Below are 13,762 nucleotides of genomic sequence, written 5' to 3'. Positions count from 1 at the left end.
TATTTATCAACCTATAACTTTACTCAACGACTGACTTAAAATATCACCATAACCAACAAAAAGAGTCGTTAGAGCACCCACAAGTAGCCCTGCTGCCACAACGTATTCAACAACCGTCAACCCTGTTTCGTCATCAAGGAATTGCTTTATTTTTCTCCAAGCCATCACTAAATTCCTTTCACTAGCCTAAGCACAAGAGATTATATTTAGGTAGATATAATCTCAGTGCTTTTTGGCTAAATTAACAATCAAATCAACCTATTAAGTTATTAAGTTATTAAGTTATTAAGTTATCAAGCTTGTTTTTCATATCAGTTCCAAGCCCTGTAAATATTGCAGATAATGCAGCAACTAACAAACCAGCGCCTACAACATACTCGACAACGGTTAACCCTTCTTCATCTTGCATAAATGCTTTGCAGTTCGTAATAAATTTATTCATTATTTGGTCTCCTTCCAATGCAACTTCATTCCGATTGCTTTTTAAATTTAGATATTATTATCAATAACGGTTAGGACTTTTTTGTTATGTTCTTGTACTTTTCCGCACAACTTCTATTCTAACTATAAGAACGAAATTAATGCTTTTGGTTTAAGAAAATAATTGGATACTTTATGCATATGGATGTGCAACGAACTGGCCATTGGTTAGGAAAACCTTTGTCTCAATTACCACATGATGTTTTTAATGAATTGAAATTTTATTTTGATTTAAAAGAACATAATGATGACGTATCAATACTCAGCGAACCCAATGTTCAGTTTTCTTTCTTTTTTTTGGATGAAGCGTCAAATTACCCGCTTTTATTGGTAGCACAAAAAATCGCCCAAAACTTAGGTAAAAATCTAATTGTGTTGTATCAAGGAAGAGTAAATAAAGAGCTATTTAACCATAGTGTTATCTATAGCCAGATATCTGTCGATAGTGACAATTTTAATTCATGGCTCCAAGATTTTACCCTGAAGGTACATTTAAGTTTTGATTCACATCGAGAAGTACTAGAACAGGTAAAAGATGAGCCTTTAATCATAAAAAATAATGTCGGTAAAGAGATTATTAGTATTCTACGTTACGTGGAAGACAATCTAGATAAAGTGATCAAAGAAGATGATATTGCCAAACAGTGTCATTATTCCGTTACTTATTTTTCTAAGCTATTTCATAAGGTTGTAGGTATTAGCTTTCGTGATTATGTCTGTAATAAAAGAATCAACAACGCAAAAAAAATGCTCATTTCAGATCGAAAAATCAAAATATCCTTTATTGCATATCAATGTGGTTACAAGGATGTCTCCTATTTTTCTCGCATTTTTAAAAAGAAAACAGGTATGAGTCCGGGTACTTTTAGGACGAATCACTAATGAATTTATTTCTAACAGCGTTCATCGCTATAGCTATGATTTCTAGACATTAAACAGTAGATCCGCTTTTCCCTTGTGATGGTTACATGCTAGAATTAACAAGAAATTAACATAATAACAATATAATCGTTGCCAATAACATGGAGTTAGACAATGAATCAGCCTAACAAGTTAAGCACAACAACTTGCGCTCTCCCGCTACCGAATGAAATGATCTTGAAATGGGCACAGGAACGCCCTGATGAGGTCTATCTAAAGCAGATTATCAACCGCCAATTCGTCGAGTTTACCTATTCAGACGTCGCAGAACAGGCACTTAAATTAGTCTCTGCTTTGCAAGATTTAGGTGCTAAACCCGGCGATAAGATAGCCCTCATATCAAAGAACTGTGCTGAGTGGTTTATTTGCGATCTCGCTATGATGCTTGGTGACTATGTCAGCGTCCCTATTTTCCCCACAGCCGGAGCAGATACTGTTGAGTACTGCTTAACCCATAGTGAAAGTAAAATTCTGCTTACAGGAAAACTCGATGATGCAAAGGCCACCCAACAAGTTCTTGCGAACCTGCCTGATTTGATCAGTATTGCTCTGCCATATGATAGTGCTCCAAACTGCCAATACCAATTTAGTGAGCTAATGAAGCAAAACGTTCCAAGTGAGTTTCGCCCGCAGCATCATGATGACAAACTCATGTCGCTGGTTTATACGTCTGGCACCTCAGGCGTCCCTAAAGGAGCAATGCTTACTTATGGAGCCTTTGCATGGTCCGTTCAGCAACTCATTAACCATATCGGCATTCAGCCTAATGACCGTTTGTTCTCATATTTACCTCTCGCTCATATTACTGAACGAGTCTATATCTTTGGGTCATCAATCATGGGAGGCGTTCAAACCGCATTCCCTGAGTCTCTTGATACCTTTATTGAAGATGTAAAAATGCAACGCCCTACACTGTTTATCTCAGTACCTCGTTTATGGACTCTGTTCCAACAGCGTATCCAAGATAAACTGCCTCAACGTAAGCTGAATATTCTGATGAAGATCCCTTTCATTAATTCTATCATCAAGAAAAAACTGGCTGATGGATTAGGGCTTGATCAAGCTCGAGTACTTGGGTGTGGCTCAGCACCAGTATCTCCCGCGCTACTAGAGTGGTATGAAAGCATCGGTTTACATATCTCAGAAGCCTGGGGAATGACCGAGTCGTTTGCCTATAGCACGCTTAACTTCCCATACCGAGCAGAAAAGATTGGTACCGTTGGAAGCGCTGGCCTTGGAATCGAATTAAAAATTGCTGGTGATGATGAAATTATGGTTCGAGGCAATGGACTATTCTCTGGCTACTACAAAAATGACATCGCGACTAAAGAGTCATTTGATAATGAGGGTTGGTTGCATACCGGTGATATCGGGTCCATTGATAACGAGGGCTATCTAACGATCAGAGGTCGTAAAAAAGACACCTTCAAAACAGCGAAAGGGAAGTTTGTAGCACCTGTTCCTATTGAGAATAAGCTCTTTGAATACAGCCGTGTAGAGATGATGTGCTTAATTGGTCTTGGTCTACCTGGCCCGATTTTACTTGTCGTTCCTCATGATTTCCCAAATTTTGATCGAGCTCGTTATGAAAAAACCTCTCGACGAGTTATCGAAAAAATGAATACCAAGCTCGCTTCGCATGAAAAAATTAAAGGCGTATTGATGATCAAGGAACCTTGGAGTATCGAAAATGGCGTTCTCACCCCGACATTAAAAATTAAGCGTCATGTTTTGGAGCAGAAATACCATGAAATTGGTCATAACTGGCCAAAGGATAAGCTTGTTGTATGGGAAGAATAAAGTAGCGGCCGTCAAGATGCTGTTATACTAGACGCAATATTTATCAAGAGATAACAGCATGACACAAGCGAACAACCCATTGCATGGCATTACTTTAGAAAAACTATTAACGGAACTCGTTGATCATTACGGTTGGGAAGAGTTGAGCCATATCGTGAATGTGAATTGCTTTAAGAGTAACCCAAGCATTAAATCGAGCTTAAAGTTCTTGAGAAAAACTGATTGGGCACGCGCTAAAGTTGAGAAATTGTATATTGACCTAAAGCGTTAGAAGTTAAAGCAGGATTATTTATGCCGATACAGTAAATCTCTTTAGAAACGAATTGGTATAGAGTTATCACCCGCTCACCTTTCAACTTAACGTTTCAATGCCAATAAGCTAATAACAAAAAGCCCCGCTAGTCAGACTAGCGGGGCTTTTTTAAGTTATTTTAAAGAAAAAGACTAATTACTTAGCTTCTTTCTCTGCTTTAACTTTAGCGATAACTTCTTCAGCAACGTTCATTGGACATGCTGAGTAGTGTGCGAATTCCATAGAGAATTGACCACGACCAGAAGTCATTGTACGTAGGTGACCGATGTAACCAAACATTTCTGAAAGAGGTACGTCAGCTTTAATACGAACACCAGTTAGACCAGCCATTTGGTCTTTGATCATGCCACGACGACGGTTAAGGTCACCGATAACATCACCAACGTGATCGTCTGGAGTGAACACGTCAACTGCCATGATAGGCTCAAGAAGTTGAGCACCAGCTTTAGGCATAGACTGACGGAATGCACCTTTCGCTGCGATTTCAAATGCGATAGCAGATGAATCGACTGCGTGGAAACCACCATCGAATAGTTCAACTTCAACGTCTAGCGTTGGGAAACCAGCAAGAACACCGTTCTCCATCATGCCAGCGAAGCCTTTCTCTACTGCAGGCCAGAATTCTTTAGGAACGTTACCGCCCACTACAGAAGACTTGAATGTGAAGCCTGAGTTTGGCTCACCTGGTTTGATACGGTAATCGATCTTACCGAATTGACCAGAACCACCAGATTGTTTCTTATGCGTGTAGCTATCTTCAATTGGTTGAGTGATAGTTTCACGGTAAGCAACTTGAGGAGCACCAACTGTAAGGTCAACACCGTAAGTACGCTTAAGGATATCAACTTTAATGTCTAGGTGAAGCTCACCCATACCTTTCAGGATAGTTTCGCCAGTTTCTTCGTCAGTTTCAACTTGGAAAGATGGATCTTCTGCAACCATTTTACCGATCGCGATACCCATTTTCTCAGAACCGCCTTTATCTTTTGGAGATACTGCGATAGAGATTACTGGCGTTGGGAAAACCATTGGCTCAAGTGTTACTTGATGCTTAGGATCACATAGAGTGTGACCAGTTTGAACGTTTTTCATACCAACGATAGCGATGATATCACCAGCTTGTGCGCTAGTAAGTTCGTTACGGTCATCAGCTTGCATCTCAACCATACGGCCAACACGCTCAGTTTTACCTGTGAAAGAGTTAAGGATGGTGTCACCCTTATTCAATTTACCAGAGTAAATACGTACGAATGTTAGTGCACCAAAACGGTCATCCATGATTTTGAATGCTAGCGCTTTGAAGGTTTCATCAGCAGAAACGATAGCGTGTTCGCCAGTCTCTTCGCCTTCTTCGTCCATTAGAGGTTGTGGATCAACTTCAGTTGGAGCAGGTAGGTAATCTACTACTGCGTCAAGAACGATTTGAACACCTTTGTTCTTAAATGCAGAACCACAGAATGTTGGGAAGAATGCAAGCTCACGAGTACCTTTACGGATACAACGCTTGATGTCTTCGATAGAAGGCTCAACACCTTCCATGTAAGCTTCCATAAGGTCATCGTCTTGCTCAACAGCAGTTTCGATTAGCTCTTCACGGTAAGCTTCAACGTCATCAACCATATCAGCTGGAACGTCAAGAATTTCGTAGTTTTCAGGAAGACCAGTGTCATCCCAAACGTATGCTTTACGGCTTAGAAGGTCTACAACACCAACGAAGTCATCTTCGCGGCCAATTGGTAGAACCATAACTAGTGGGTTTGCACCTAGAACGTTTTTAACTTGGTCAACAACGCTGTAGAAATCTGCACCCATACGGTCTAGTTTGTTAACGAAGATCAGACGAGATACTTCTGATTCGTTAGCGTAACGCCAGTTAGTTTCTGATTGAGGTTCAACACCACCAGAACCACAGAATACACCGATGCCGCCATCAAGTACTTTAAGTGAACGGTATACTTCAACTGTGAAGTCAACGTGTCCAGGAGTATCGATAACGTTTAAACGGTGATCATTCCAGAAACAGCTTACTGCTGCTGATTGGATAGTAATTCCGCGCTCAGCTTCCTGTTCCATGAAATCGGTAGTCGATTCACCATCATGAACTTCACCAGTTTTGTGGATCTGGCCAGTAAGTTTAAGGATACGCTCAGTTGTAGTGGTTTTACCCGCATCAACGTGCGCGAAAATACCAATGTTTCTGTATTTTGATAAATCAGTCATCGTTTTACTCTGTTAATAGGATATAAAATGCGCGCAGAGTATATCACAATCTGTGAAGACTGATAGCTTTGCGTGCATTTGAGATTAAAAAACTTTCACTTTACTGTATAAAGCAAAAGAGCCATCGACTTAAAAAAAATAAGCAATTGATTTTTATGGAATTGTTATTTATATAAAAGTCATTAATTTACTTGAATCATTGCTGCATATTTACATAAGTTACAATTCATCGAAAGCGTTAATTGCATCCGATAATTTTTTAACACCATGGATCTGCATACCTTCAACGCCACCTTTTGGCATATTAGCAAAAGGAACGATTGCTTTAGTGAAACCGTGTTTTGCCGCTTCCATTAAACGTTCTTGTCCACTAGGCACAGGGCGAATCTCCCCCGCTAAACCGACTTCACCAAAAACAACCACATCTTTAGGTAGCGCTCTGTCTTTAAAGCTAGACAGTAATGCTATGACTAACGCTAAATCAGCACTTGTTTCTGTTACTTTAACACCCCCGACCACGTTGACAAAGACATCTTGGTCAGCCATTTGAAGTCCACCATGTTTATGCAACACAGCCAAAAGGAGTGACAATCGGTTTTGATCTAACCCCACAGCAATTCGCCTCGGGTTAGAGAGCTGTGAATAATCCACTAACGCTTGAATTTCAACAAGTAAGGGGCGAGTTCCTTCCCAGACAACCATCACTGAGCTACCTGAAGTCTGCTCTTCGCCTCTTGATAGAAATATAGCAGAAGGATTCGTTACCTCTTTTAAGCCTTGACCTGTCATTGCAAACACGCCTAGCTCATTCACCGCACCAAAGCGGTTTTTATGGCTGCGTAACGTTCTAAACCGACTGTCAGCGCTACCATCAAGTAATACAGAACAGTCAATAATGTGTTCTAGCACCTTCGGTCCAGCCAGTGTTCCGTCTTTAGTTACGTGTCCAACAAGAAAAACGGCCACATTATTTTGCTTAGCGTAACGAGTTAACGCTGTTGCAGACTCTCTAACTTGAGCAACACTGCCTGGTGACGATTGAACATCGGCCACATGCATCACTTGAATCGAGTCGATAACCATTATTTTGGGTTGCTCTTTTTCGGCGATCTGACAAATTTTGTCTACGTTGGTTTCCGAAAGCATCTTTAAATGCTCTTTCGGCAGTCCCAATCGAGAGGCTCGCATAGCCACTTGCTGAAGAGATTCTTCCCCCGTCACATATAACGTCGGCATTTCAGCAGCAAGCCGACACATTGTTTGTAACAATAATGTTGATTTACCTGCGCCAGGGTTACCACCAATAAGGATAGCAGCACCAGGAACAACCCCTCCTCCTAGCACTCGATCAAATTCTTTAAAACTGCTTGAAAAACGAGGAACCTCTTGAAGATTTATTTCAGATAATGTCTGAACTTGAGCTTCAGTCACCGCACCCGCATAGCCCGACAATCGCTCATTTCTCGCGACTTGAGGAGAAGCCGCCAATCGAACTTCAGTTATTGTATTCCATGAACCACATGCATTGCATTGACCTTGCCAACGCGGAAAGTCCGCACCACAATCATTACATACATACGCTCGTTTTGCTTTTGCCATGTTTCCTCTAATTTCTCTTCCAACTATATAAACAAAATAGGTCAATATAGGTTAATATTTAGTTGAGCAGGTGTAACTCATCGCTAAAGTTCTAAGGCAATCAGCCGATGTTCTATATGACAAACTCACTCTAACAGAAAAGTATGCAGCAATCTGAAATTCTCTCACTAACAGAACGGCTAATCTCCACTTATCACGCTGATGATTTTGACTATGTCTTATCTCAAGTCACAAATGGAGAGCCTCCATCAGTAAAACTCTTAGTTAAGATGGAGTTGAACCGAATTATGGCCCCTTGCTCGAAGAAAATTGATCTTCGCGGCAAAGTACAGGGCGAATGTAGAGAATATGAGTTAGATGGAATACAGCATTGGCTCGATGATGTTGCCTTTAATGCTTACCATAAAAACACCAGACGCTTCGGAAGTTACACCGAAGGGGTTTGGGAGGCGTTAAATAATACGAAAAATAATTTTAGGGTATTGAATCAACAGCCCAACGCTAAACAATCAAAGAGTATTACTAACCCTGATAGTCCATATGAAGCAGAACCTATTCACTTAGGTTACAGCCTCAAGCGCCAAGAAAACCGATTAAAAGTCTTCTCTCAAGTTAAAATTGAGCTACCAAAATCCCAAGTTATACACGGTTTGAGTGTTGATTTATCGGGCTCCGGCGCTCGCTTTAAAGTGCCTAGCGCATTTGACTATAACTTGGGACAAGAAATTGCGGTGACTTTCACGGAACTAATGAAACAGTCCGAAGTGGTTGGAATAGATAAACCTATCGTATACCGAATTTTAGGCATTGATGATTCACACGAAAATGACGCGATAAAGTTCTTACGCACAATGCGTTTAACTGAAACAGATATCGTTAATCAAGTGATCACTGAATCGTTAACAAGCAATAGCAAAAAAACTCGTCATGATAATCAAGATAAAATCATCCAAGCAAGAACCCGTGGTTATGAACACGCCTATTTGAAACACACTGGGAATCTACCGCTATTTTTCAGCGGCAGTGAACTCAAACTGGCGCTGCTCACCGATAACAATCAACCACTATGGCAGTATTGGCATGATGAGCGAAACCAACAAGCATTCGGAACATTATTTAATTCTGAACGAATGGATCTATTGACGAGACCGGGGTTAAAGGGATCAAGTAACGTCATCTACTCTTTTACCCATACTCACCAAAATAAGACGCTTTTTTACTCAATGATGCTCCCAGAAGCGAGCAGAGAACAAAGGCAACTCTTCTGGCACATCGGAGCGAAAAGACCGAGCTGGAAAGCCTTTCGACTTTCAATATTTGAGCTTTCAGAAGAAGAGAGTCAATCGTTAGCGCAGCACTCAACTGAACTGAACGATAGTTCACAAGGGCTCACTCACTGCGGCATCTTACAAGAGATAGGCAACGAGCAGTCTAGTTCAGATTATCTACTAACGGAACGCCCTCGCCTGGCCAGTAATGAACTCAACCAATTCCGTCATTCAAGACAGATCCTTGGTCAACCAAAAGCTATCTTTTTTGATGCTCAAGGGCGACGAAAAGAGCCTCGTTATCAGTTTAAGTCACCTGTGGAGATCACCACATCAGACGCCTTACCATTCACAGGCCACTCCATTGATATTTCAAAACATGGTATCAGCCTAATTCTAGATACCGCTGCTCCACTTAAGGCTGGTGACTCTCTTTCTGTCAATCTTAAAGAGCTACAGTTGTACGATAAATCGCTTCCGCTGGGAGAGGTTCCGTATCAAGTGATTCGTATCAGCCCAAATGCAAGGTGTGTACAACTGGCTATTGAAAATACGAGTCGAACGACTAAAACCATTGCCTTTTTCAATAGTATTATTGAGCACAATAAAGACAAATTAAAAGAGGTACACGAGCTATTGGCTAGCAACAGTTTACTTGAAAGCCTACATAACTCATTACTCAATAAAATAGTCAGCTCTCCTATTTTTATCGATAAGCATGATTCGAATTTAAGAACTAAGGTTATAGGGGTGAATTACCCACTCCCGAACCATTTAGTACTACTTGCAAAATTGGGCCATGAGGAGTGCTTATCACTAGAGCCTATATTTAAAGGGCGCAGTAATTCCCTACTGGCAACTCCCCTCAAGAGAATTGAAGGCGCAGAGCTGCAGTATCATGAAGTGTATATTGCAGCGATTAAATTTGGTGGAAAGCTTCAATCGATTCATACCAAATTATCTGATGATTTTAAGCACGCTAGAGAACGAATCGATTTCATCAAAAAAGCCAAAGAGATGGGAGAAGTTTATGTGCTTCGGATCTCAGGCGCACCGGTGTTTAACTCAACTACTTCACTGCTTCAATATGACATTGATGAGCTAACCCAAGTGAGTATCCATGACGCAGGAAAACTGGATAAAGAGATCCGTTCGATCATTGGCTATGGTGAAATTGTTGATATCACCGAGGAAGTAATGATACGCCTAGAACTCACTTAAACAGAACGAAAAAGAGTGGCTGCAATGCCACTCTTTGTTCTTCCGTTTTTAAACTTTTAAACTTTTAACTTTTAAACTTTTAGAAAAATCAAAATCCGCTAGGGTTTACTCTTCCAACTGATTTTTTTCTGTACCGCTAATTTTGCCGATAAAATACATAGCACACCACCTAAACCAGAAAAGCGAACTGCGGTTTTCGCTCGTTCTTCCACTTTAGGTTTTGCATGATAAGCGACCCCTAAGCCTGCGATATCCATCATCACTAAGTCATTTGCACCGTCACCAACAGCAACGGTGTTGTGTACTTCTACATTATATTTATCAGCAAGTTCCAACAAGATATCCGCTTTCGTTGTTGCCGATACAACATCCCCCAGCACTTGTCCGGTTAATTTTCCATCGATGATTTCCAATGTATTAGACTGAGCGTGATCCAAATCTAGGCTATCTTTCAAATAATCGGAAAAATAGGTAAAGCCCCCTGATGCAATAGCGGTTTTCCAACCTAAGGCACTGAGTGTATTAACCAGCTCTTCAAGATCAGGCATCAATGGGAGAGTTGATCTCACCTGTTCTAGAATGGATTCATCTGCACCTTTCAACGCTGCCACTCTTTGGCGTAAACTCTGTTCAAAGTCGAGTTCACCTTGCATGGCTCGCTCTGTCACTTCAGAAACAAGCTCTCCCACACCCGCCAGTTTGGCGATCTCATCAATGCACTCAATCTGTATTGCGGTTGAGTCCATATCCATGACGATCAATCCAGGTTTTGATAGATCTGGAACTTCACTTAAGTTGGCATAATCGAGCTCTAAAGCATGAAGCACTTGTTTGTGCTGCTCGGTTAACGCTCCTGACATCAAGGCAACCTCATAATGGCCGACCTTCCATGTATCTAAGATAATATGCTCGATCCCTGTATGCTCATCTATCTCATCAAAACATTCAGGAGATAAAAATTCTCCGAAAACGATCCATGTCGCCTTTGCTCGGGCAAGTTGTGATGTTTTTATTGTCTCAGGTAAACGAGTCAGTAACGAGGTGTGCCTCTTTATTGGTAAAATCTTTAACGCTTCCATGTATATGATTCCTAATTGGCCTCCTAAGACGTTAACCTATTGCAATTTAAAAACGCAAGTCTCAATATGGATGAAATGTAAATTTGTTTCCATGGGACCCAAATGGACGTATCAAAAATTGACGGTTCGTTATTTTCTCTGAGAAATGCATTTCGTATTCTCATTTTGGCGCTTTTGGTCGTCATGTTTATTACAACAATCAAAAATAGTGTTGTGATCAGTAAAGGTAATGAAAAAATTCAGTCTCGACAGCTTGAGACATTAACTAAAGTCCTGATCTCCCAAGCCGCACTTTCGGCTAGCGAGATGATCACACAGCAAGATCAGGAACGACTACTAAAATTAACCAACCAACTTTCTCAAGATCGCTTAGTGTTTGATGCCACGATTTATGACGCGGAGGGGGTTCGGCTCGCTTCAAGTGATAAAGCGCTGACGGCTCGTGAGGTTTTAGGGCTTGATACGCCTCTTTCAACCGCAAGTATTGGCAGGCAGCAGTTGTTAGAACCGGTGTTTAACGATGGTAATATCATTGGTTTTGTGAGGATCACATTCGAAACGGGTAAAGTAACGGCTATTTCTGATCACCATTATCGAAAAAGTGATCGTTACATGTATCTAATGCTGATAATGAGCTTCCTCAGTGGCATGCTCATTGTGGCTATCTTACGAAGAAAGCCAAGGGATAAAGGGGAAAACTTACTACTAAAAAATGTAGGCTAACCGAAAAAGTATACTCCGCTTTTACGCCGCAAATAAAAAAACCTCGCACTTACGTTGGTGCGAGGTTTTTTATTCATAATAGAACGTTAGATTAATCTTTATCGCCTAGCAATACTGAATCTAATGCAACTTCCATCATGTCATTAAACGTTGTTGCACGTTCGTCTGAAGTCGTCTGTTCGCCTGTTTTAATATGATCTGAAACCGTACAGATAGTCAGAGCTTTTGCGCCATATTCAGCAGCAACGCCGTAGATACCAGCCGCTTCCATCTCTACGCCTACGATTCCGTATTTGTCCATCACATCAAACATTTCTGGATCTGGAGTATAAAAAAGTTCAGCCGAGAATAGGTTGCCAACTTTCACATCGATACCACGAGCTTTAGCTGCATCTTCAGCATTACGAACCATTTTATAATCCGCAATTGCAGCGAAATCATGGCCTTTAAAGCGAATACGGTTCACTTTAGAGTCTGTACATGCACCCATGCCAATCACAACATCACGAACTTTAATATCTTCGCTAACCGCGCCACAGCTACCCACACGAATAATTTTCTTCACACCAAAATCTTTGATCAATTCAGTGGCGTAGATAGAGCAAGATGGGATACCCATTCCGTGCCCCATTACAGAAATCTTACGACCTTTGTATGTGCCAGTGTAGCCAAACATGTTACGAACATCACATACTTGAACAACATCATCTAGGAATGTATCTGCAATGTATTTAGCACGGATAGGGTCACCAGGCATCAATACAACATCAGCAAAGTCGCCCATTTCAGCATTAATATGTGGAGTAGCCATTAACGTTATCCTCTGTTTCAAGTTTCAATTGAATATACGAATAAGCACCAAATATGCCTATTCGTATATAAAAAGGGACGCTATTGCGCCCCTATTTCATTATTGCTTATAGAAAGCTTTTTCCGTAATCCATATCAGAAGTACCAAAGTACTCTGCTAGGCTTTGGCCGATATCAGCGAAAGTACTACGGTGACCTAATGAACCTGCTGGTAGTTTTGGTCCGTAAGCTAATACTGGAATAAACTCACGAGTATGGTCAGTACCAGGCCAAGTAGGATCACAACCGTGGTCTGCTGTTAGAATCACGATATCATCTTCACCCATCATCTCTAAGATTTCAGGTAAACGGTTATCGAAATACTCTAGAGCTGCAGCATAACCCGCAACATCACGACGGTGACCATAAGCTGAATCGAAATCAACAAAGTTAGTGAATACGATTGTGTTGTCTTCTGCTGCTGTAATCGCTTCTTTCGTTGCTTCGAATAGAGCAGGGATACCTGTCGCTTTCGTTTTCTTAGAAATACCGCAACCTGCGTAGATATCAGAGATCTTACCAATTGAGTGTACTTGTCCGCCTTTCTCATCAACGAGTTTTTGTAAAACCGTTGCTGCAGGTGGCTCAACAGAAAGATCACGACGGTTACCCGTACGTTCGAATTGACCTTTACCAGCACCAATAAACGGACGAGCGATAACACGACCGATGTTGTAGTCTGCTAGTTCTTCACGAGCAATCTGACAAAGGTCTAATAGGTTTTGCAGCCCGAATGTCTCTTCATGACAAGCGATCTGGAAAACAGAGTCTGCTGAAGTGTAGAAGATTGGTAAGCCAGTCTTCATGTGTTCTTCACCTAGGTTATCTAGGATTTCTGTACCCGATGAGTGACAATTACCTAGGAAGCCAGGCAGGTTTGCACGCTTAAGAATGCGATCTGTCAGCTCTTTCGGGAAGCTGTTTTCTTTATCTGTAAAGTAGCCCCAATCAAACAGTACTGGAACACCTGCGATTTCCCAGTGACCTGAAGGCGTATCTTTACCAGAAGAAAGTTCAGCGGCATGGCCGTAAGCACCAATGATCTCAGCATTCGCATCAAGACCTGGAGCAAATTCGCCCGTTGCTTCTTTATGTGCCATCGCTAAACCTAGTTTAGATAGGTTAGGTAGCGTTAATGGACCTTTACGATCTGCATTATCAGCTTTGCCTTGTGCGCAGTGAGCTGCGATGTGGCCAAGAGTATCAGAACCTACATCACCGAACTTTTCTGCATCAGGTGCTTCGCCAATACCGAATGAATCTAAAACTAAAATAAATGCTCTTTTCAT

General features: G+C 41.3%; 12 protein-coding genes. 5 read left to right on the top strand and 7 right to left on the bottom strand.

Going from position 1 to position 13,762, the window contains the following annotated elements:
• Positions 1 to 6: 6 nt before the first annotated feature.
• Positions 7 to 165: a hypothetical protein gene (locus F0249_RS04120; protein ID WP_017054071.1), complete on the bottom strand. Its 159-nt coding sequence runs from the start codon at positions 163 to 165 to the stop codon at positions 7 to 9.
• Positions 166 to 277: 112 nt separating this feature from the next.
• Positions 278 to 442: a Flp family type IVb pilin gene (locus tag F0249_RS04115; protein WP_017054072.1), complete on the bottom strand. Its 165-nt coding sequence runs from the start codon at positions 440 to 442 to the stop codon at positions 278 to 280.
• A gap of 173 nt (positions 443 to 615) precedes the next feature.
• Between F0249_RS04115 and F0249_RS04110 the strand changes: the two genes are divergently transcribed.
• The 3 genes from F0249_RS04110 to F0249_RS04100 all read left to right on the top strand — a co-directional run bounded on the left by F0249_RS04110 (position 616) and on the right by F0249_RS04100 (position 3,472).
• Positions 616 to 1,362 (top strand): AraC family transcriptional regulator, encoded by a 747-nt coding sequence (locus tag F0249_RS04110; RefSeq protein ID WP_171755947.1) that lies wholly within the window; start codon positions 616 to 618, stop codon positions 1,360 to 1,362.
• Positions 1,363 to 1,515: 153 nt separating this feature from the next.
• Positions 1,516 to 3,201 (top strand): AMP-binding protein, encoded by a 1,686-nt coding sequence (locus F0249_RS04105; RefSeq protein WP_171755946.1) that lies wholly within the window; start codon positions 1,516 to 1,518, stop codon positions 3,199 to 3,201.
• A 58-nt stretch (positions 3,202 to 3,259) separates the two neighbouring features.
• Positions 3,260 to 3,472, top strand: coding sequence for a VF530 family DNA-binding protein (locus F0249_RS04100; RefSeq protein ID WP_017054075.1), 213 nt, complete (start codon positions 3,260 to 3,262; stop codon positions 3,470 to 3,472).
• A gap of 177 nt (positions 3,473 to 3,649) precedes the next feature.
• Here F0249_RS04100 and fusA read toward each other — a convergent pair whose 3' ends face one another.
• Positions 3,650 to 5,734 (bottom strand): elongation factor G, encoded by a 2,085-nt coding sequence (fusA, locus tag F0249_RS04095; RefSeq protein ID WP_113799158.1) that lies wholly within the window; start codon positions 5,732 to 5,734, stop codon positions 3,650 to 3,652.
• Positions 5,735 to 5,953: 219 nt separating this feature from the next.
• Complete coding sequence (gene radA / locus F0249_RS04090) at positions 5,954 to 7,333, bottom strand: DNA repair protein RadA (RefSeq protein WP_113799160.1); 1,380 nt, start codon at positions 7,331 to 7,333, stop codon at positions 5,954 to 5,956.
• A gap of 143 nt (positions 7,334 to 7,476) precedes the next feature.
• Between radA and F0249_RS04085 the strand changes: the two genes are divergently transcribed.
• A complete protein-coding gene (locus F0249_RS04085; protein ID WP_136995539.1) occupies positions 7,477 to 9,822 on the top strand; it encodes a PilZ domain-containing protein in 2,346 nt (781 codons plus the stop codon).
• A 98-nt stretch (positions 9,823 to 9,920) separates the two neighbouring features.
• Here the strand turns inward: F0249_RS04085 and serB are convergent, their stop codons facing one another.
• Positions 9,921 to 10,901 (bottom strand): phosphoserine phosphatase, encoded by a 981-nt coding sequence (gene serB, locus F0249_RS04080; protein WP_171755945.1) that lies wholly within the window; start codon positions 10,899 to 10,901, stop codon positions 9,921 to 9,923.
• Between the two features lie 117 nt (positions 10,902 to 11,018).
• Between serB and F0249_RS04075 the strand changes: the two genes are divergently transcribed.
• Complete coding sequence (locus tag F0249_RS04075; protein WP_171756016.1) at positions 11,019 to 11,624, top strand: AhpA/YtjB family protein; 606 nt, start codon at positions 11,019 to 11,021, stop codon at positions 11,622 to 11,624.
• 91 nt (positions 11,625 to 11,715) lie between these two features.
• Here the strand turns inward: F0249_RS04075 and deoD are convergent, their stop codons facing one another.
• Complete coding sequence (gene deoD, locus F0249_RS04070; RefSeq protein WP_017054081.1) at positions 11,716 to 12,435, bottom strand: purine-nucleoside phosphorylase; 720 nt, start codon at positions 12,433 to 12,435, stop codon at positions 11,716 to 11,718.
• 106 nt (positions 12,436 to 12,541) lie between these two features.
• The gene (locus F0249_RS04065; protein WP_113799164.1) at positions 12,542 to 13,762 is read right to left on the bottom strand and encodes a phosphopentomutase; all 1,221 of its coding nucleotides are present in this window, start codon (positions 13,760 to 13,762) and stop codon (positions 12,542 to 12,544) included.

This window comes from Vibrio sp. 03-59-1 (assembly GCF_013114135.1).
GTDB lineage: Bacteria > Pseudomonadota > Gammaproteobacteria > Enterobacterales > Vibrionaceae > Vibrio > Vibrio cortegadensis.
This window is presented reverse-complemented; position numbering and strand designations above follow the sequence as displayed.